General features: G+C 68.6%; 18 protein-coding genes. 4 read left to right on the top strand and 14 right to left on the bottom strand.

Features of this window, described 5'->3' with window-relative positions; translation table 11 throughout:
* Positions 1 to 6: 6 nt before the first annotated feature.
* A complete protein-coding gene (locus ACP59X_RS21765; protein WP_428562579.1) occupies positions 7 to 588 on the bottom strand; it encodes a TetR/AcrR family transcriptional regulator in 582 nt (193 codons plus the stop codon).
* A gap of 233 nt (positions 589 to 821) precedes the next feature.
* Here ACP59X_RS21765 and ACP59X_RS21760 point away from each other — a divergent pair, with 233 nt between their 5' ends.
* The 4 genes from ACP59X_RS21760 (at position 822) to ACP59X_RS21745 (ending at position 5354) form a co-directional block, all read left to right on the top strand.
* Positions 822 to 1250: an RrF2 family transcriptional regulator gene (locus ACP59X_RS21760; RefSeq protein ID WP_428562577.1), complete on the top strand. Its 429-nt coding sequence runs from the start codon at positions 822 to 824 to the stop codon at positions 1248 to 1250.
* A 76-nt stretch (positions 1251 to 1326) separates the two neighbouring features.
* The gene (locus ACP59X_RS21755) at positions 1327 to 3732 is read left to right on the top strand and encodes a hybrid sensor histidine kinase/response regulator (RefSeq protein WP_428562575.1); all 2406 of its coding nucleotides are present in this window, start codon (positions 1327 to 1329) and stop codon (positions 3730 to 3732) included.
* Positions 3729 to 4952: an HDOD domain-containing protein gene (locus tag ACP59X_RS21750; protein ID WP_428562573.1), complete on the top strand. Its 1224-nt coding sequence runs from the start codon at positions 3729 to 3731 to the stop codon at positions 4950 to 4952. The genes ACP59X_RS21755 and ACP59X_RS21750 overlap by 4 nt, the downstream gene beginning before the upstream one ends.
* Before the next feature lie 48 nt (positions 4953 to 5000).
* Positions 5001 to 5354 (top strand): STAS domain-containing protein, encoded by a 354-nt coding sequence (locus ACP59X_RS21745; RefSeq protein ID WP_428562571.1) that lies wholly within the window; start codon positions 5001 to 5003, stop codon positions 5352 to 5354.
* A 120-nt stretch (positions 5355 to 5474) separates the two neighbouring features.
* Here the strand turns inward: ACP59X_RS21745 and ACP59X_RS21740 are convergent, their stop codons facing one another.
* The 13 genes from ACP59X_RS21740 to ACP59X_RS21680 form a co-directional block, all read right to left on the bottom strand.
* Complete coding sequence (locus ACP59X_RS21740; protein ID WP_428562569.1) at positions 5475 to 6593, bottom strand: PP2C family protein-serine/threonine phosphatase; 1119 nt, start codon at positions 6591 to 6593, stop codon at positions 5475 to 5477.
* Positions 6594 to 6619: 26 nt separating this feature from the next.
* Entirely contained in the window at positions 6620 to 7792 is a 1173-nt protein-coding gene (locus ACP59X_RS21735; RefSeq protein WP_428562567.1) for an MltA domain-containing protein, read from the bottom strand.
* Positions 7793 to 7859: 67 nt separating this feature from the next.
* Positions 7860 to 8180 (bottom strand): DsrE family protein, encoded by a 321-nt coding sequence (locus tag ACP59X_RS21730; protein WP_428562565.1) that lies wholly within the window; start codon positions 8178 to 8180, stop codon positions 7860 to 7862.
* Positions 8181 to 8417: 237 nt separating this feature from the next.
* Positions 8418 to 8789 (bottom strand): hypothetical protein, encoded by a 372-nt coding sequence (locus ACP59X_RS21725; RefSeq protein ID WP_428562563.1) that lies wholly within the window; start codon positions 8787 to 8789, stop codon positions 8418 to 8420.
* A 54-nt stretch (positions 8790 to 8843) separates the two neighbouring features.
* Positions 8844 to 9908: a protein-tyrosine phosphatase family protein gene (locus tag ACP59X_RS21720; RefSeq protein ID WP_428562561.1), complete on the bottom strand. Its 1065-nt coding sequence runs from the start codon at positions 9906 to 9908 to the stop codon at positions 8844 to 8846.
* A gap of 6 nt (positions 9909 to 9914) precedes the next feature.
* Positions 9915 to 12383, bottom strand: a complete 2469-nt coding sequence (locus ACP59X_RS21715; protein WP_428562559.1) for a PEP/pyruvate-binding domain-containing protein — start codon at positions 12381 to 12383, stop codon at positions 9915 to 9917.
* Positions 12384 to 12399: 16 nt separating this feature from the next.
* The gene (locus tag ACP59X_RS21710; RefSeq protein ID WP_428562557.1) at positions 12400 to 12768 is read right to left on the bottom strand and encodes a response regulator; all 369 of its coding nucleotides are present in this window, start codon (positions 12766 to 12768) and stop codon (positions 12400 to 12402) included.
* 5 nt (positions 12769 to 12773) lie between these two features.
* On the bottom strand, positions 12774 to 14831 hold the full coding sequence (locus tag ACP59X_RS21705) for an ATP-binding protein (RefSeq protein WP_428562555.1): 2058 nt from the start codon (positions 14829 to 14831) through the stop codon (positions 12774 to 12776).
* Between the two features lie 67 nt (positions 14832 to 14898).
* Positions 14899 to 15837 carry a phosphate/phosphite/phosphonate ABC transporter substrate-binding protein gene (locus tag ACP59X_RS21700; RefSeq protein ID WP_428562553.1) on the bottom strand — a complete coding sequence of 313 codons (939 nt, stop codon included), beginning with the start codon at positions 15835 to 15837 and terminating at the stop codon, positions 14899 to 14901.
* A gap of 103 nt (positions 15838 to 15940) precedes the next feature.
* Positions 15941 to 17149, bottom strand: a complete 1209-nt coding sequence (locus tag ACP59X_RS21695) for a PQQ-binding-like beta-propeller repeat protein (RefSeq protein WP_428562551.1) — start codon at positions 17147 to 17149, stop codon at positions 15941 to 15943.
* Positions 17150 to 17435: 286 nt separating this feature from the next.
* A complete protein-coding gene (locus ACP59X_RS21690) occupies positions 17436 to 18008 on the bottom strand; it encodes a hypothetical protein (RefSeq protein WP_428562549.1) in 573 nt (190 codons plus the stop codon).
* 127 nt (positions 18009 to 18135) lie between these two features.
* Entirely contained in the window at positions 18136 to 19287 is a 1152-nt protein-coding gene (locus ACP59X_RS21685; RefSeq protein WP_428562547.1) for a sulfite exporter TauE/SafE family protein, read from the bottom strand.
* 612 nt (positions 19288 to 19899) lie between these two features.
* Positions 19900 to 20148 carry a hypothetical protein gene (locus ACP59X_RS21680; protein ID WP_428562545.1) on the bottom strand — a complete coding sequence of 83 codons (249 nt, stop codon included), beginning with the start codon at positions 20146 to 20148 and terminating at the stop codon, positions 19900 to 19902.
* Between the last annotated feature and the right edge of the window lie 10 nt (positions 20149 to 20158).

Raw genomic sequence — 20158 nt, 5'->3', positions numbered from 1 at the left:
CTCCCGTCACTTTTTTGCCAGCATCCTGCGGCAGGATGCGATCAGCTCGTCGTACAGCGCCCCGGCGTCGTAGAGGTTGCAGGTCTTCAGGCGCAGCAGCCCGTCCACCATGGCGAACAGGATCATGGCCGTCTCCCGGGGCGGAAAATCGGCCATGGAGCCGTCGGCCTGGCCCGTGCGCACCACCCGCTCGAAGATGTCGGTCAGGCAGTTGTAGATGGCGGCCAGATGCGACCGGCATTCGGGGTTGTCCTCGGCCAACTGGTGGGGAAACTGGCGCTGGAGCAGGGTGAACTCGTGCTCCATGACTCCGGTCAGGTGGAAGTAGTGGGCCACGGCCTCCTCCATCATCTCCAGGCCCGAGGCGAAGGCCCGGCCGGTGAAGGCGGCGTCGTACTCCTCCAGGATGCGGGTCTTGGCCTGTTCGAGGATGGCGATGAGCAGGCCTTCCTTGCTCTTGAAATGATAGAAGATCGTCCCTTCGGCCGTCCCGGTGACCTTGCAGATGTCCTGCATGGTGGTCTCCTGGAAGCCCTTGTGGGCGAACAGCACCGTGGCGGCGTAGCGTATGGCTTCTTTGCGTGTCATGTGAAGTCCGGCACAATTCGACTGAGTGCTCAGTCGGTTTTTCTTTAGGCCCGGCCCTGTCCCCTGTCAAGAATCCGGAGCGGATTTTTTCTCCTTGGGCGACGGCGCGGTGGCCGCGGCCGGACGGCGCCGCGCGTTGACGGCGGCCGACTATTTTTCTACCATGGGCGTATGAATGTGCGTCCCATGCGGCGGCCGCCAGTCGTTCACCCGCCAGCCAGGAGGCGGCGATCATGAAGCTCACCACCCGAAGCCGCTACGGCACCCGGATGATCCTGGACATGGCGCTCCATGGCCACAATGGCCCGGTGCGCATCAAGGACGTGGCCGCCCGCCAGGGCGTGTCCATCAAGTACCTGGAAAAACTGGTACGGGAACTCAAGCAGGCCGGGTTCGTGCGCAGCCGGCGCGGGCCGCGCGGCGGCCACGAGCTGGCCAGGCCCCTGGAAGCCATCACCGTGGGCGACATCGTGCGCACGCTCGAGGGCGAGCTCAGCCTGGTCGAATGCGACGCCGACCCGGGCCGGCCTTGCCCGCGCCTGGCCGATTGCCTCACCCGCGAGGTCTGGGTGGAGGCGGCCAGGGCCATGCACCAGGCCCTGGACGGCATCACCCTGGCCGATCTGGTGGCCCGGGCCGAGGCCAAATCCGCCGTGTCGTGAATTGTGCTTGAACGCGGGGCTCCTTTTGCCCTAGTGTGTGTCAGTTGCCGCGAAGACTCTTGCGGCGGGCGGTGGCATGGCACACGGGAACACCAGCACGGCGCAGCGCAAGCGCGTTCTCGTCGCCGAGGATGATCCGGTCTCGGCCGATCCGTTGCGCCGCCTGCTGACCCATTTGGGTTACCAGGCCCTGGGGCCGGCCGCCGATGCCGTGACGGCCATGGACATGGCCGCGAGGCTCTCCCCGGACATCGCCCTGGTGGACATCCTGCTGCCCGACGCCGCTTCGGGCCTTGGGCTGGGGCAGGCGATCGGCGCCCGGGGCATCCCCGTGGTGTTCATGACCGCCCGCCGCGACCAGGACATCCTGTCCGGGGTGGCCGAGGCCCGGCCGTACGGCCTGCTGCTCAAGCCCCTGGACCGGTTCCAGCTGGCCGTGGCCCTGGAGGGGGCGTTGCGGCTGCGGGCCGAGGAACTCCTGGCCCAGCGCTGCCAGGATGTCACCGAAAGCGAGCGGCGGTTCCGGGCCGTGTTCGAGCAGGCCGGGGTCGGGGTCAACCGCCAGACGCCGGAGGGGTTGTTCCTCGAGGTCAACGAGCGCTTCGCCCGCATGGTGGGGCGCACGCCCATGGGGCTGGTGGGCCGCTCGTTCCGTGACATCAGCCATCCCGACGACCTGGCCGCGCGCGGCAACGACCGCGAGGAGCTCCTGGACGGCCGGCGGGATACCGTCGTGCGGGAAAAGCGCTACGTGCGCCCCGACGGCTCCGTGATCTGGTGCCGGGTCACGCTCTCGGCCATCCGCGACGAAACCGGCCGGCCCGAGGGCGTCCTGGCCGTGGCCGCGGACATCACCGACCAGCGGCGGGCCGAGATCGAACTCAACAACCAGCTGTCCTTCCAGCGCAGCCTCATGGACGCGGCGGTCAACCCCATCTACGTCCAGGACCCCGAAGGCCATTACGTGAGCCTCAACCGGGCCTTCGAGACCTTTCTCGGCGTGTCCATCCAAAGCGCTCTGGGCCTGACCGCCCGGGAGATCTTTTCCGAGGAGACCGGGGAATTCCTGGCGGACAAGGACCGCGAGATCCTCGAGGCGGGCGGCGTGCAGCGCTTCGAGGTGGCCCTGGAGGACGCCTCGGGCCGGGAGCGCCACCTGGTCTTCCACCGGGCCCGCTTCGACGACGCCGACGGCCGGCCCCAGGGCATCGTGGGCGTGGCCACGGACGTCACGGACAGCAAGCGGGTGGAAAAGGAACTGCGCGACGAGCAGGAGGTCCTGCGCCGCATCCTTTCGGGCATCCGGGCCGGCATATTCATCATCGATCCGCGCTCCATGGTCATCGAGGACGTCAATCCCGTGGCCGAGGAGCTGTGCGGCCGTACCCGGGAGGCGCTCGTCGGCCACACCTGCCAGGAGATCGGCTGGCGCTACACCGACGGCCGTCGCCTGACCGAGTGTATCCTGGCCGAGCGCAACCTCATCAACGAGGAGATGCGCCTGGAGCGGCCCGACGGGCGCATCCTGCCCATCGTCAAGACCGTGGTTTCGGCCATGCGGCGCGGCCAGCTGCGCCTTTTCGAGATCGTCTTCGACGTCAGCGAACGCAAGGCCCTGGAACGCCAGTTGGCTGTGGCCCAGAAGCTCGAGAGCGTGGGGGAGCTGGCCGCCGGCATCGCCCACGAGATCAATACGCCGACCCAGTACATCGGCGACAACCTCCATTTCCTGGCCACGGCCTTCGACGGGCTGTCCAAGGCCCTGGCCGATGTCGAGGCCGTGGCCCGGCGGCTGGCCGCACTGACCGGCGACCCGGCCGACCTGGCGGCCGTGGACGCGGCCAGAAGCGCCGCGGACGTGGATTTCCTGCTGGAAGAGGCGCCCCGGGCCCTGGAGCAGTCCGTGGAAGGCGTGGCCCGGGTGACGGCCATTGTCTCGGCCATGAAAAAGTTCTCCCACCCCGGCGGCGAGGAGAAAACCTTCGTCGACATCAACGCCGCCGTGGAAAACACCGTCACCGTGGCCAAAAACGAATGGAAATACGTGGCCGACGTGGAGCTCGCCCTGGACCGGAGCCTGCCGCCGGTCCTGTGCCTGCCCGGCGACTTCAACCAGGTCCTGCTCAACATCCTGGTCAACGCCGCCCATGCCGTGGCCGACAAGGTCAAGGGCACGGCCGATAAAGGGCGCATCGTCATCGCCACCACAGCCGACGGCGCGTTCCTCAAGCTGACCGTGGCCGACACCGGCACGGGCATTGCCGAGGAAAACCGGCCCAAGATCTTCGATCCCTTCTTCACCACCAAGGAGGTGGGCAAGGGCACGGGCCAGGGGCTGGCCATCACCCACAACATCGTGGTGGTCAAGCACGGAGGCTCCATCGATTTCGAATCCGAACCCGGGGTGGGCACCACCTTCACCGTGCGCATCCCCTTCGCCGGCGACGGCGGCACGCGCGAGCACACCGGAGAGACGCCGTGAAAACCCGCATCCTGTTCGTCGACGACGAACCCAACGTCCTGTCGGCCCTGCGCCGCATGTTCCACGACATGCGCGGGGCCTGGGACATGGCCTTCGCCACGGACGGCCCCATGGGGCTGGCCATGATCGCCGAGCAGCCCTTCGACGTGGTGGTGGCCGACATGCGCATGCCGGGCATGGACGGGGCCATGTTTTTGCGCGAGGCCCAGCTGGCCAATCCCGGGGCCATCCGCATCGTGCTGTCGGGCCATTCCGACCGGGACATGATCCTGCAAACCGTGCGGCCGGCCCACCAGTTTTTGCCCAAGCCCTGCCAGCCGGCGGCGCTCAAGGCCGTCATCGACCGGGGGCTGGCCCTGCGCGAGGTCTTTTTGGACGAGCGGGTCAAAAACGTGGTGGCCCGGCTCGACCGGCTGCCCACCGTGCCCCGGCTCTATGCGGCCCTGCTCGAGGCCCTGTCCCGGGAGGAGCCGTCCATGCGCGAGGTGGCCGGGCTCATCGCCCAGGACGTGGGCATGTCGGCCGGCATCCTGAAGCTCGTCAACTCGGCCTTCTTCGGCCTGCGCACCCACGTGGCCAGCCCGGCCCACGCCGTGAACCTGCTGGGGCTCGAGATCGTCAAGGCGCTGGTGCTGGGCATCGGCCTGTTCGACCGCTTCGACAAGGAAGCCTTCCGCGACTTCGACCTGGAAAAGCTGTGGGGCCACAGCTTCGGCACGGCCCGGCTGGCCCGGGTGATCGCGGAACTGGAGGAGGGCTCGGCCGGGGAGCGGGAACACTGCTACATCGCCGGGTTGCTGCACGACGTGGGCAAGCTGGTCATGGCCACCAATTTCCCCCAGGCCTACCGCGAGGTCATCGCCGCCTGCCAGGCCGGGCAGGGCACCATCCTCGACATGGAGCAGCAGGTGTTCGGGGCCTCCCACGCCGAGGTCGGGGCCTACCTGCTGGGGCTTTGGGGCGTGGAGGACCCGGTGGTGCAGGCGGTCTACCTCCACCACGAGCCGGGGCGCGACCGCCGGGCCGGGTTTTCGCCGCTTCTGGCCGTGCATGTGGCCAACCGCCTGGAGCACGAACTGGTGGTCATCCACCAGGGGTATGCCATCAATCCCCTGGACGAGCTGTACCTGGCCGCGTCGGGGCTGTCCGGGCGCCTGCCGGCCTGGCGCGAGGCCGGCCTGGCGGCGCTGGCGGGCGGGCCGGCGGCGCGCGACGGGTAAGCCGTCCTCAACCGCCTGGCGTTTCGGGCAAAACTGCGCGAGGTGCCCATGGATCTGACGACGAGGCTTGTAGGGACGTGTTTTTTGGTGGAAGTGGGGGACCGGGAAGTCGACCACACGGTGAGCGAGGAATTCAAGGACGCGGTCTTGCTGCGCTACGAAACGAGCGGCGCCCGGGACCTGCTCATCGACCTCGGCCAGGTGACGTTCCTCGACAGCAAGGCCATCGGCGCCATGGTGACCATGCGCAAGGCGGCCGGCGGCCGGGGCGGGCGGCTGGGGATATGCAGCCTGCATCCCCATGTGGAGAAGATCATCCGGGTGGTGACGCTCGGCACGCTGTTCGAAGCCTACCCGGACCGGGAGACGGCGGTGGAGCGGCTTTGCGGCGCGGGGGCCTGACCGTCGGGCGGCTTTGCCATGCCCGTTCGCCCGGGGCCACGACGAAAGGCCGAGGCCGGGTGGGCGCGCGCGTACCTTGTCCGGCCCGGCAGGTCGGAGCGGGCACGGGGCACCGGGCGGTCACAGGCGGCGCAGGGCGGTCATGGCCAGGTCGTCGTGCAGGCTTCCCAGGCAAAAGGGCAGGGCGGCCTCGATGATCTCGCCGATGAGGTCCTTGGGCGGGCGGTCCGGCCGCAGCAACTCCCGCAGCCGGTCGTCGCCGAAAAATTCCCCCGAAGGCGAACGCAGTTCCGTCAGGCCGTCGGTGTAGTGGAACAGGGTGTCGCCCGGGGAAAACGGCACCACGCAATCCGACCAGTCGAAATCCGGGATGATGCCCAGGGCCGGCCCGGACGAGGCGATTTCGGTGAGGCCCTGGGCCCGCAGCACGAAGGCCGGCACATGGCCGGCCGAAACCGCGGTCAAAACCGGCGAGGCCCGGTCGATGCGGCACAGGACCATTGTCACGAACATGTCCAGGTCGCCGCCGTCGAGCAGATTGCACAACAGCCGGTTGAGCCGGCCCACGATCTCGGCCGGGCCGAGCCTGGCCGCCTGCAGCGACAGCAACAGCCCCTTGCACACGGCCATGAGCATGGCCGCCGAGGCGCCATGCCCGGAGATGTCGGCCATAAGCAGGTACACGCCCGCGCCGTCGTCCCAGGCCTCGTAGAAATCCCCGCCCACCTGCTCCTGGGCCTGGTACACGGCCGCCGATTCGAAGCCGTCGAAGTCGAGGTCCCGGGGCAACAGCTGGCGCTGGACGCAGCCGGCCAGGTAGCGTTCCCGGGAGAAAAGCGCGTTCTGGGCCCGCAACTCCCGGCCGAGGCTCGAGAGCTTCAAGTGCAGCGACAGCCGGGCGGCCAGTTCCTGGTGGTGGTAGGGCTTGGACACGAAATCGTTGGCCCCGGCCGAGAGGGCCTCGGCCCACTTGCGCCGGTCCGTCTCGGCCGAAAGCAGCACGATGGGCACGTCGCGCAGGCCCGGCACGGTCCGGATGCGCCGCGTGGCCTCGATGCCGTCCACGCCCGGCATCATGAGGTCGAGCAGGATCAGTTCGGGCCTGGTGGCGGCGGCCAGTTCCACGGCGCCGTCGCCGTCCTCGGCCTCCACGATCTCGAAGCCGAACAGCCCCGTGACCTGCCGTTTGAGCATCTCCCGGAAGATGGGGTTGTCGTCGGCGATGAGGACGCGGGACATGGGACCGCCTTGTGCCGTGGCGCGCCTTAGCGCGGCAGGAGGATGTAGCCCTTGGCCGTGCCCTTCATGAGGCCCGCCTGGTGGGCGGCTTTCTCGCCCGGGCCGAGGTAGAGGTCGAAATGGTTGCCGCGCATGCAGCCCGTGTCCTGGGCCATGACGAAGCCGGTGAAGCGCTCCGGGGCCGGCCCCGGGAAACCGGGCAGGTCGCCGTCCACGACCAGGAGCGCACCGTAGGGCACGAAGCCCGGGTCCACGGCGACGCTGGCATGGGGCGTGACCGGCACGCCCATGGCCCCGATGGGCGGGATCTGGGATTCCTTGAAGAAGATGTAGCTGGGGTTGGCGGTCAGGTATTCCCGGATCTGGGCCGGGTTTTCCTCGAGGTAGCGGCGAATGCGCTGCATGCTCATTTCTTCCTCGGGAAAACAGCCCCGGTTGACCATGACCCGGCCCACGCCCACGTAGCGGTGGCCGTTGTTGCCGCCGAAAAGGACGTATTCGGTCGAGCCGTCCTCCACGAAGCGCAGCTTGCCCGAGCCTTGGACGTGCAGGAAAAAGACGGCGATGGGGTCCTTGGCGTAGCCGATCTCCAGGCCCTTGCCGCGCAGCGCCCCGCCGTAGTCGATGGCTTCGCGGCTGTGTTTTTTGGCGCCGGCCCCGGGGTTGCGGTAGATGGGCCAGGTGTAGGGGCTGCGGGCGGTGCGCGAGACCTCGATGATGGGCTCGTAGTAGCCGGTGAGAAGCGTGTCGGTCTCGAGGGGCACCCACTTGAAATACTTCGACAGGACCGAGGGGTCGCGGTCGAGTTCGGGCAGGATGCGCCGGAAGGTGATGAGCGCCTGGTGGAGCTGGCCCCAGGTGAGGGTGGCGCCGGGTTTGTCGATGGCCAGGGCCGAGGCGGGCTTGCGGGCGGCGTAGGCGATGGAGCGGTCCACGGCCGGGGCCAGGGAGGCGAAGCTCGGGATCTGCTGGCTGCCGCGGCTGATGCGGGTGTTCCAGGGTGTGGTCGGCGCGGGCGTGGGCGCCGGCGGCGGGGTCACGGGCAGGCGCACCTGGTGGGAGCCGTTGGGCCCGGGATTGGCCCCGGGCGCACTGGCCGGGTTTTCGGCCACGCCGGCGCAGGCGCCGGTCAAAAGGAGCACCGCCAGGCCAAGCCCGGCCGCCAGGGGACGCAGCAGCGCCGACGCGGGGTTTTTCATGGCCGGACTCTAACGCGGGGCCGGGCCAATGGCAACGCGGGCGGCCGCGAAACCGCTCGCTCAAGGCTCAGTAGCACAGGATTTTGTCGGCCAGCCGCATCCGCTCGTAGAGGAACTGCATACTGGAAAGGCTCACCGGCGCTTCGGCTTCCACACCGTGGAGGCCCAGGCATTTCCCTCAGGCGGCCAGCTTGCCTTCGCTCAAGCCGAAAAGCTTGGCTTCGGCCGCGATGGGGAACCGGTCGGTGTTGCCGGCCGCGAGGTCCACGGCCGGGCCGTTGAGGAAGATCGTGACTTCCTCGCCCTTGTCGAGCAGGAAGTTGCCCAGCCGCACGGCGTTCCACTTGATTTCCGGGTCGGCGCTGGAAAGGACGATGAGTATTTGCATTGCCTATGCCTCCAGCAATTTTCAATAGAAAAATTCAATACAATAGGCAAGGGCAAACCGGTCGGACAGGCGGCTCGCAACATCGCGAGCCTGGCCGCCGGTCAAGCGGTTATTGGACAAGAGGGGTAACGGGCCGGTTGCCGGGAAGGAAAGGCCTGGCAGGCGGAGCCGGCCACAGCGAACCCGGCTGGAGCCGGACTGCCGTTTCCAAAGAAGGCCGACCGGCCGGGGCGGTTGCTACGGCAGCGGATGGGTCCGGGCGTACACCAGCAGGTCCTCGTAGATTTGCTGGCAGGTGGCCACGGGTACGTCCGGGGCGCGCATGATGGTGGGGCCGTCCTGGACGAAAAGCGACGCCCAGGGCTTGGCCGCGAGTTCTTCCCAGGCGCCGTGGCGGCCGTAGCTGATCACGCCCTGGACGGTTTGCAGGCGCAGCTCGAAGGAATCGTAGCCCATGGGGCCGACCAGGGTCTGGGGGCGGCTGTCGTGGAACGGGCCGGCCTGGGCCGAAAAATAGAACCAGCCGCCGATCTGGATGTCCCCGAACCAGCGGTCCCCGTCCTCCAGGCGATCCGTCTCCATCAGCAGCGTCCTGAAATCTTCGGCCATGCCCGACCTCCTTGGAAATGCGTTCCGGCTTGTAGCCCGATGGGAGGGGCTCGGTCAACGCCCGAGGCCGTTTTCCAGGGCCAGCAGGAACTTGAACACCGCCGACACGTAGCGCCCGGAAACCACGTCCGGCAGGGGAAAACGCGGCAACACCTGGCTGCTGAGGCTGCCGGCCAGGGCCAGGAACACCTGGCGCGACAATTCGGCCAGGCCCGGTTCGAGGCTTTGCTCCCACAAGGCCGCCTCGGCCCCGGGCTCCATGCCGGCGGTCACGCAGGCGATGGGCCGGTTGGCGAAGACCAGGCAGGCCCCCTCCCGGGACAGGGGGCACAGCCGCGCCCAGGACGAAAGGCAATGGCCGCTGCCCTCCCCGTAGCGCCGGGACAGGTCCGCCATCTCCCGGGAAGCAGCGGCCGCCTCGTCGATGACGGCCAGGCGGGTTTGGCTGGACAGGCCGATGTTGATGCGGTTGCCCAGGTGCACGGCCTCGATCAGCGACAGCGACAGGGGCCGGCGGCAGCAGCGGGCGTGGTCGCGGCCGCAGCGGGGCAGCCCCTTGGCCGCCAGGCGGGCCACGGCCACCAGGCCGGCGTAGTCGGCCAGGAAGGGGCTCAAATCGACCAGGTGGCCGCATTCCAGGCGCGGTTCGCGGATGGTGAGCTTGCCCGCCTGTTTGCCGTAACGCCGTATGGTCCACCACTGGTCGAAGTTGGTCGGCTTGGACCGCAGGGGTTTGAGCACCCGGGCGGCCAGCTTGTGGCCCAGGCCCCGGCGCAGCAGATAGGCGTTTAAGACCGTGCCTGTGCGGCCGATGCCGTGGCGGCAGTGGATGAGCACCTTCTTGCCGAGGTAGACGGCCTCGTCGAGCCAGGCCAGGGCCCGCTCCAGGGCGGCCAGGTCCGGGGCCTCCTCGTCCTGCACCGGCAGGTAGTGGACCTCGAAGCCGTAGGCCGTCTCGATGTCGTGGAGGTCGCAAAATTCCGCGCACAGGTTGAGGATGGCCGAGACCCCCTGTTCCTTGAGCGAACGCAGCTGGTCATAGGACATGGGCGCGCCGCCCACGGCCAGATGGTCCGTGACCCAGGTCAGGGGATAGGCCTGGTCGGTCGCCTCGGGCATGGCCGCCTACCGGTCCGTACGGGTGATGAAGGAGGCGACCCAGGCCTCGGCCTCGGCCTCGTCGGCCAGCCGGATGTCCAGCAGGCGCGTGGCCGCGAGCAGGCAGCCGAGCATGGCCAGGCGCTTCTGCACGACGTGCTCGGCAATGCGGGCCAGGCTCGCATCGAGCAGGTCGCCCGAAACCCGCACCGCAAAGCCGAAATGGGCCAGCACCCGGCGCACGCACGACAGGCGCAGGCCCCGGCGGGCATGGTCGGCCCCGCCGCCCTTGAAGCGGAAATGGACGAAGTTCTGGTTCTCCTTGGGGCCGCACAGGGCGTCCACCACGGTGAAATGGTAGCCGAAGCGCAGCATGACGTGGGCGTAGACGTCGGAGATGACGGCATAGCTGGCCAGGTGGCGGTCCTCGCCCAGGAAAAGCCCGGCGCTGGTGCGGTCCAGGGCCACGTCGTCGACCATGGGCGGCCCCTCGGGCCAGGGCGCGTCGTCGGCGGCCAGCCCCGACCACAAGGCCCACATGGGCGCGCTCTTGATCTGGTCCGGCCGCACTTCCTTGTCCGCCGCCGCCGAGTCGAACACGCCGCCGCCGAGGTCGAGGAGATACATGCTCAGGGGCAGGGGGCTTTTGAGCCTGCGGGCCGAGGCCATGCCCCTGGCGTCGTCGCCGACCAGGGAAAACATCTCGGTCACGGCCTTTTCGTGGGCGAAGCGCACCACGTCGTGCAGGGAGCGGACCTTGGCCGGTGTGAAATCGGGCGAGGCCGGATCGGTCAGGGTCAGCCCGGCCAGCAGCGGCACCAGCCGGGACAGGCGCCGGGCCACCGGGGAACCGGCGTCGGCCCGGGCCAGGCGCGAGCGGGCCAACAGGGCCTCGACGCGGCCCGGGTAGACGGCTCCGGCGTCGGCGTCCACGGTCACCCGCGCCCCCTCGGCCAGGGCCTCGAAGGCGGCCTCGGCGCCGGTGACCACCGGCAGGCCGAACTCCCGGGCAACGGAGGCGAAATGCCCGGCCCGGCTGCCCGAAACCGCCACCACGGCGGCCAGGCGGTCCACGGCCCGGGCCAGGCTCGTGGGCAGGGTGGGCGTGACCAGCACCGTGCCCGGGGGGATGGCGTCCACGTCGAGGACGGTGGCCGCGAAAAGCACCGTGCCCGTGGCCGTGCCGCCCGAGGCCCGCTGGCCGCCGGAAAGCAGCGGCGTCACGGCCGGCCGGGGAGGGGGCGACACCGTGCCCGGCGCGTCCGGCTCGGCCGCTTCCACGGCCATGGGCCGCGATTGCACCACGAAAAGCTCCCGGCCCGGGGTGAACACCCATTCCACGTCCTGGGGCGCGCCGAAGGCCGTCTCCAGGGACAGGCCGATGCCGGCCAGTTTGCGGGCGGCCGCGTCGGGCAGCACCGGGCCGTCGAGGCTGACCCGGTCGAGCAGGAAATGCGGCGGGGCGTGGGACAGGGCCAAACGTTCGGGGCAGGCCACGCCTTCCACCAGGCCGGCCCCCAGGCCGGGCACGGCGTAGACGGCCATGGGCGCTTCGCTGTCACCGCTGTCGCGGGTGTAGAGCACCCCCGAGGCCGCCGCCGGCAGCATGGGCAGGTAGAGCACGGCCATGGGCGTCTCCTCGTCGGCGAAGCCCGTGAGTGCCCGGTAGGTGATAGCCTTGGCCGCGTACTTGCCGGCCACGACCCGCAGATAAGCCGCGGCGGCGTCGGCGGCCGGGACATGCAGCACGCTTTCGTATTGGCCGGCGAAGGAAGCCCGGCCGTCCTCGGCCACGGCCGAGGACCGGGCCGCCAAAAGCAGCGGCTCGCCGCCGGGGACCAGGGCCAGCTCGGCGGCGGCCCGGGCCAGGGGGCCGGCCACCTCGTCGGGCAGGCTGGCGGCCGCGATCAGCGCCCGGATGGCGGCGGCCGCCTCGGCCACCTCGCCCGGCCGGGACAGGTCCACCCGGCGCAACTGGCGGTTGATCTTGGGGCGCAGTTCGCTTGCTTCCAGGAAATAGCGGAAGGCGCCGGTGGTGACCACGAAGCCCGGCGGCACGGGGGCCTTGGCCGCCTGGGCCGCCCGGGCCAGGTTGGCCGCCTTGCCGCCGGCCGTGGCGGCGTCGCCGGCCACGTCGCCCAGGGCACGGACAAAGGGGCCGGTCATGTCCCCGGCCGGCACGTCCAGGGCCATCTGGACGTAGAAATCCACCTTCTTGGCGTATTCGGCCAGGTCGAGGTGCCGGCTCGGGGACAGCCGGGCCAGCCTGGTGACCATCTCGGATACCGACTGGCGCAGCCGCCGGGTCAGATGGGCCACCCTGGCCCAGTCCACCACGGCCGCGCCGTAGTGGGCGTCCTCGATGGCGGCGATCAGTTCCAGGCTCAGGTCGTCGAAGCGCAAAAGCTCCCGGAAGGCGTTGTACTTCTCGCGCAGCAGCACGCCCGGGGCGAAGACCTGGTAGGTCCAGCGGCGAAACAGTTCCTTGGAAAACACGTCCCCTCCGGCCCCGTCAGCTGTGCGGCGCGGCCAGGGCCTCTTCCACCTTGCGCTCCAGCTCTTCCTTGTCGATGGGCTTGACGCAGTACTCGCAGGCGCCCAGGCGCACGGATTCGCGGGCCGTTTCCAGGGTGGGGTAGCCCGTGAGCATGATGACCCGGGTGCCCGGGGAGCGCTTGCGGATCTCCTCCAGCACCTCCACACCGCTCAATTTCTTGAGCTTCATGTCGAGGATGGCCAGGTCGGGCTTTTTTTTGGCCACGTGGGCCAGGGCTTCCTCTTCCTCGGTGAACACGCCGACGCGGTGGCCCTTGCGTTCGAGGATGCGCTTGATGACCACGCCGGCGTCGATGACGTCGTCGAGCACAATGATCTCGGCCATGGGCGTTATCCCTCCACGGGCTCGGCGGCACGGGGCACGCCGAGGGTTTCTTCGTGTTCGAGCGGCAGGTCCACGATGAAGACGGCGCCGGGCCCGGGGTTGGCCCCCAGACTCAGGTCGTCGAAAAATCCAGTTGGCACGGGGCTTTGTACGGTGATGGCCCCGCCGTGGTCCTTGATGATGCCAAAGGAGACGGAAAGCCCGAGTCCCGTGCCCTGGCCCACGGGTTTGGTGGTGAAAAAGGGGTCGAAGATGCGGCTTTGGCTGTCGGGGCCGATGCCGGGGCCGGTGTCGGCGAACCAGGCCGTGACCTTTTGCTGCCCGGCGAAAAGCCGCGAGCGCACGAGCACGGAGCCGCCGACCGGGGCCAGGGCGTCGCGGGCGTTGGAGAGCAGGTTGATCCAGACCTGCTTGAGCTTTTCGGGGTCGCCGTAAATGATGGGCATGCGCTCGTCGAGGTCCGTGGCGATGGCGGTCCGTTCCAGGGAAAAGGCGTGTCGCACCAGGCTTACGGCCTCCATCAGGGAGTTGTTGAAGCACATTTCGATCTTGGCGCTTTCGGCCTGGCGGGAAAACCCGAGCAGGTCGGCCACGATCTTGCGGCAGACCTTGGCCTGTTTCTCGATGGTTTGCAAATCGGCGCGGATCTGGCTTTCGGCCGGGACGTCCTCCTGGAGCAGCTGGGCGTAGCCGAGGATGACGCCAAGGGGCGTGTTGATCTCGTGGGCCACGCCGCCGGCCAGTTTGCCGAGGGACTCCATCTTCTGGGACTGGATGAGCTGTTCCTGGAACTGCTTGAGCTGGGTCACGTCGCGGGCGGTGCGCAGGATGCCGATGGCCCGGCCCTTGGCGTCGACGATGGGCACGCGCACCACGTGCAGCCAGACGCTGGCCCCGGCCCGGCGGGCGGCCACCTCCCGGTCGCTGGGGCGCGAGGTCGCAAGGACGAGGCTATTTTCGTCGTGCATGGCCATCCCCTCGTCGTCGGGGAAGACGTCGCGGTCGGTGGCGCCGACGATGTCGCGGGGATCGGCCCCGATCCAGGCGGCGAAGGCCCGGTTGACGGCCAGGTAGGTGAGGCGCTCGTCGAGCAGGCAGACCAGGTCGGGGGTGGCGTCGAGGATGGTGCGCAGTTGGCGTTCCTGGCGCGAAAGCTCCTGCTTGGCCCGGCGCAGTTCGTCGAGGTGGGTTTTGAGCGACACGGCCATGACGTCGAAGGTCTCGGCCAGGTCCTGGATCTCGTCGCCTTTTTGGGTCTCGAAGACCGGGCAGCCCTGGCAGCATTCCGGGCCCTCGCAGCGCTGGCCCGGGGAGGCGGTCAGCCAGCAGCGCCGGTCGCGGTCGCCGTAGGCCGGGCACAGGCGCTTGTCGCAGGACAGGACCGTGGAGCAGGCGGCCTCGGCCCTGGGGCCGGTGCGCTGGTCCAGGTTGCCCTTGACCACCTCCTCGGCGTGGGCGCGCAGGCGGTTTAAGCGCTCGGTGACGCGCCGGGCGAACAGCGTGGAAAAGGCCAGGGCGGCCACCATGGCCGCGCCGGAATAAAAGACGATCATCAGGGCCAGGCTGTCGGCGGCGGCCTCGGCCTTGGTGCGCGAGAGCCCAATGCGGGACGTGCCGAAGGGCGTGCCCACGATGACCACCGGCGCGGCGAAATCGTCCACGAATTCCCGGCCGGTATCGAGGAGCTGGATATGGGGCGCGCCGTCCTTGGGCGCGTTGACCGTGCGCAGCTCCACGGGAAAGCCGCCCTTGAAGGAGTGCACGAGCACGTTGCCGTCGCGGTCGAGGATAAAGGCATAGACGATGTCGTCGACCTTTTTGAGCTCGTCCACCATGTTTTTAAGGCGCAGCAAATCCATGGACAGCATGGCGTCGGACACCCGCATGGCCAGGTTCTCGGACAGGACCAGGCCGCGCTTGCGGGTTTCGGCCTGCAGCGTCCCGGCGGCGGCCCGCCAGGTCAGGTAGGCCAGGGGGATGCTGATGCAGGCGACGATGAGCACGATGCCGCAGTTGATCTTGGTGCGAAAGCTCAGGCGCGACAGGCGCGGCCAGGCGGTCATTGCTCGGCCTCCGTGGCGCTGCGCACGGGGGAATCCTCGCGGTTCGGGCGTTGGCGCGGCCGGGCGGTCATTCCTCGGCCTCCGTGGCGGTGTCGAGGTCGAGCTTTTCGGCCAGGGCCCGCACCGGGGCGTAATCGGTGTCCGTGGCCGGGATGATGCCGCGCATGCCGGCGGTCTGGAGGATGACGGCGTCGTCGGGGCGCTGCATGGACAGGGCGAACATGGCCTGGGCGACCTTGTGGGTGATTTCCGGCGAAAGCCCGGCCCGGGCGGCGTAGACCCAGCCGGGATAGGCCTTGCTTTCGGCCAGGATGCGGATCTGGCCCAGGTCGATTTTGCCGGCCAGGATGTCCAGGGCCCCGTCGCGCACGGACCCCAGGTCGCAGGTGCCGGCGAACACGGCCAGCACGACCTTTTCCTGCTTGCCGCCCGGCCCCGGGGCGAAGGTGATCTCGGCGAAGTCGCGGCGGCGGATGCCGTGGTCCAAAAATTCGCCCAGGGCGTAGATGTAGCCGCCGGCCGAGGACGGGTCCACGGCCATCCAGCGCTTGCCCCGGCAGTCGTCCAGGCTGCGCAGCTGGGTGTTGTCGCGGCGGCAGATGATCTGGCTGCGGAAATCCGGCTTGCCCGAGGGCTCGATGATGCGGGCAAAGGCCCGGGCGCCGGAACGGGCCATGCGGATATAGGCGAAGGGGTTGGAAAAGGAGAGGTCGATTTCGCCGCGCTCCACCATGCGCACGTGTTCCTCGAAGGTGTCGGGGAAGATCTGGCGCAGGGGCAGCCCCGTGGCCCGGGCGAGGTAGTCGAGCAGCAGCCGGTGGCGCTCGTAGGAGACGGTGTGGGCGTACTGGGGCAGGTAGGCGTAGGTGACGGCCCTGGGCGGCAGGCGCAGCGTCGGCTCCTCGCGGCGCGAAAGGTCCACGCGCACGGCCTCCTCGTCGCCGCCGCAGCCGGCCAGCAGCACGGGAAGGGCGAAAAACGCCAGCAAGACATCGCGTCGCCGCATGGGACAGGCCTCCTTAAGGAGGCAGGATACGCCAGTTCGGGCCGGCTGGAAAGGGACCCGCGCCGCGGGCCGTCGGCCGTGCGGCGCGGGTGGGCCGGCGCGGTTATTGCCCCAGCAGCAGCAGATCGACCGGGGCGACGGCCTCGGCCGGGGCCGGGGTGTCGCTCGATCCGGTCAGGGCCGGGTTGTTCTTGAACATGGGCCAGATGGAGTCCGTGTGGCCGGCGGCGAAGGCGAATACGCCGGTCCAGTCCGTGGCCAGGTAGAGCCGGCCGTTGGCGATGGCCGGCTGGCTCCAGGACATGGCCATGCTGTGCGGCGTCTGCCAGGCCACGGTCCCGGTGGCCCCGTCCAGGCACAGCATGGTCGGGGCGTCGAGGAAGAGCTGGAGGTAGACCTTGCCGTCCACGGCCGCGGGCAGGGCCGTGCCCAGGCCGGTGTTGCGCACGGCGTAGGTCCACAAGGGGTTGCCCGATGCCAGGTCGAAGGCCCGCAAGACGCCGCCCCGGGAGTTGGCGAACACCCGGCCGCCGTCGATGGCCGGGGGCGATCCGTCGGTCATGTCGCCGCCGAAGTCCTGGGTCCAGGCGAGGCTCGGCGCGGCGGAACCGTCGCCCAGGGACCAGGCGGCCAGGACGTTGGTGCTTTCCCACTGCTTGGCGGCGAAGGCCACCAGCGTGCGGTCGGCCAGGGAGCCGGCATTGAAATAGTCGTAGCCGTCGGGCGGGGGCACGGACCAGCGCTGGTTGCCGGTCAGGGGATCGAGGGCGGTCAGGGCCTCGGCCAGGACGTAGAGGTTGGTGCCGTCGGTGAGGACGCTCGCCATGGAGGCGCCCAGGGGCTTGGTCCAGACATCCTCCAGGCTGGCAATCGAGGCGGCGTGGAGGGTGAAGGCGGATTCGCCGCCTTCGATGAAGAACAGGAGTTGGCCCGAGGCGGCCGGGGCCTGGCCGTAGACCGAACCGGCCAGGCTGCGGTCGGCCAGGATGGCCCCGGTTGCGGGCGCGATCTTGTACACATGGGACCCGGCGATCATATACACAAGATTATTGAAGAGAATGGGGGAGGTGATGTCGCCGGGGGGTGTGGCATTGTACCAGACCTGTTCGCCCGTGTCGCCGCGCAGGGCGGTCAGGCCGCCGTCCTGGCCCTGTATGATGACGTAATTGTTAAAGACAAGCGGTGTGGACCAGGTTGCGCCGTCGCCTCCTATGCTGCCGGACCAGAGAAAGTCGCCCGTGGCGGCGGCCGTGGTGGATGGGAGGAGGCTAAACAACAACGCAAGAACGCTCACTATGCAGTTATTGGTCATTTTGGCACTCCTGTATGGAAAGTTAACAAGGTGAATGGTTTCCAGAGCCTCCTTTTCCGGTGCGTTCACCGGGCACGCGTTATGAAGTGACAGCGCTACAATAACCGAATCCCACCGCGTAGCAAGCACGATGGGGCGGACACTGGGCAGACGCCGGCTTGGCTTGCCGCGACAGGGGCATGGGCGGGGGCGGGAGCGAAGGACGGGGCGCTTCGGCTCACGGCCACCGTGCCTTTGCCGGGGCGTCCGGGCGGGGGCGGGAGCGAAGAACGGGGCGCCCGGGCGGTCATTCGCGAGGGGCGGCGGGTTTGGCGAGGTCGGTCCAGGCGCGCAGTTTGGCCCGCCGGGCGGCCGTGTCGCGGCGCACGCGCTCCACCCGGCCGAATCCGGGAAGTTTTTGCCACAGCGGCCAGGCGGCCAGGCGCAACAGGATGTAACAGCCCAGGAACACGGCGTTGTAGCGCAGCCCGTGGCCGGGGAGAAACGGCACGTCCAGGCCCTCGAACCGGCCCGACAGCCAGGCCAGGGCAAAGGGCACCGGCCACACGGACACGGAAAAAAGCGCCGCCCCGGCGAAGAACGACTTGCCGAAAGCCTCGTTGGCCTCCTTGTTGGCGGCCTTGTAGGCGGCCTTGTCCCCGGCCTCGATGGCGGCCACGGACAGGTTGTGCATCCGGGCCATCTCCGCCTCTTCCCGGGCGTAGTGACGGCGATTGAACAGCCAGACCAGGTCGTAGGTGACGCGGCCGAGCAGGAGGCTGGCCAGGGCCAGGAGGAACGTGCCCAGGTAGAAGCCGGCCACGGCGTTGCCGGGCAGGCGGAAGGGGGCAATCAGCACGGCGTCGAGCAGTTCGTTCACGGGAAACCTCGTGGGCGTTGGGCCGGGGCGAGCCTAGCCGAGTCGGCCCGGAAAGCGAAGCCCGCACGCGGCCATAAAAAAGGCCCCGGGCCACATGCCCCGGGGCCGACGCTTGGGAGGGCGTCTGTTAACCGAACATTTTGATGTCGAAGAAGCCGCGCAGCACGTAGTCCACGCCGACGTACAGGGCCAGGATGATGAACAGGCGCTTGAGCCAGATGTCGGGGATGTACTTGGAGGTGCGCGGGCCGATGATGGAGCCGACCACCACGCCGACCAGCTCGATGCCGATCATGTGCCAGTGCAGGGGCACGCCGCCGGACATGAAGGTGGTGATGGAGGTGATCATGCTGACCAGAACGGCCAGGGCCGAGGTGCCGGCGGCCAGGTACATGGGCAGCTGGGCCACGCTGGTGAGGAAGGGCACCAGCAGGAAGCCGCCGCCGACGCCCAAAAACGCGGCCAGGGCCGAGATGACGATGCCGCCGAGAAACGGGATCAGCGGGTTGAAGCCGAATTCCACGCCGTAGAAGGTGAAGGTGACGCGGGTGAGGCTAAAGGACGTGACCTTGACGCCCAGGGCCTTGGTGTCGATCTGCTCACCGCTTTTCTGGCGCTTGACGGTGTCTTCGAAGGCCTTGGCCGCGGCCTTGGCCTTCTTCTTGCTGGCCTGGCCGGCCGGAGTGGTTTCCCAGAAGAGGTAGCAGCCCAAAAGCAGCACGAACAGGCCGAAATAGCCCTGGTAGGAGGAAAACGACACTTTGCCGGCGGTGAGCGTCACGGACAGCCAACTGCCGGCGATGGAGCCCAGGCCCAGGGCGGCGGCCAGGGGCAGGACCAGGCGGCCCATCTTCCAGTAGTTGAACGAGGAAATCAACGCCGACAAGCCGACCAGCCACTGGTTGGAGGTGCGGATGGAGTCGGTGACCAGCTTGTTGAGTTCCGGGGCGGTCTGCTTGAAGCTCTTGGCGTAGGCGCCGTAGCCGTAGACCGAAATGTGGCCCACGCCGGCCATGACGCCGCCGAAGGCGCCGACGGTGGAGAAGATCCAGCCCACCCAGACGGCCCAGCCGAAGGCCAGGCCCAGGCTGACTTCCGGGGCGCCGGGGATGCCGAGGAAGCCCTTGGGCGCGGCCGGGTCGATCTGGCCAGGGCCGGTGCCCACCGGGGCCTTGGCAATGGCGTCGGAGAGCTTGTCGGCCAGGGCCGGTTCGATCCACAGGGCCAGTACGGCCAGGACGGCCAGCCCCACAGGCAGGGTCAGTTTCCAGTTTTTCACAAGGGCCTCCTTTTTTGGCGGCGAAATCGTTGATCGCGCTCGAGGATGTGCGCGATGCGCCAGCAACCGGCACACATCCCCAACCAGAGGCGGCGCGACACCATGTCGACCGCCGCAACACGGAGCTCGTACCCGCTGCCGGCCGTGTGGCGCCGGGGGATTGTCGCCCTGGCGACTGTTTCTCCCGGGCAGCCGGCCGGCCGTGGCCGTTGAGCCGCCGTGCGCCTCCCGCCCGTGACGGTGTGGCGACAGCTTTACGCCAGCATAGACCAGCACAATCGCGATTTGTCAAGGAAGTCTTGCAGTTGTTCTGTTTTTCGCAATTTTTTCCTGCTCCGCCCCGGCAAGGCGGGAAAAAACGGCTGGACTTTGTGATTTGTTTCACAAACTCAGGCCACAAAAAAGGGCCTCGCCGCATTCGGCGAAGCCCAGTCCCCGGCGCATGGGCCGGTCGGGATTTGTTTGGCACAACCGGCGCGGATTGACAAGGGAAAAAGGAAGGCAGGGACTCAGCGGACGGAACATCCAAAATCAGGGCACTGGTGGCGCATCAGGTGGGCACGTTCGGACCGCGGCCAGGATCGAGAGCGGCGACGGGGGCAGCCGTGGCGTTCAGGAAAGGAACTTGACGATAGCGGCGACGATGGCGATGGCCGAGGCGGCAATGGCGCCCAGGCGCAACGTCAGGCGATACTCGAGGCGCAGTTCCAGTTCCCGCAGGCCCCGCTCCAGGTCGGTCTTGGTGGCGAGGTCCTGTTTTGCCTCGGCTTCCTGTGTCTCGAGAATCTTGATCAGGACCCCGGCGGCTTCTTCGCCCAAGGCCTTTTCGAGTTTTTTGGTATCGTCGAAAAGAAGGGTCATAGGGAAACCA

This window comes from Solidesulfovibrio sp. DCME (genome assembly GCF_049995385.1).
Lineage (GTDB): Bacteria > Desulfobacterota > Desulfovibrionia > Desulfovibrionales > Desulfovibrionaceae > Solidesulfovibrio.
This window is presented reverse-complemented; position numbering and strand designations above follow the sequence as displayed.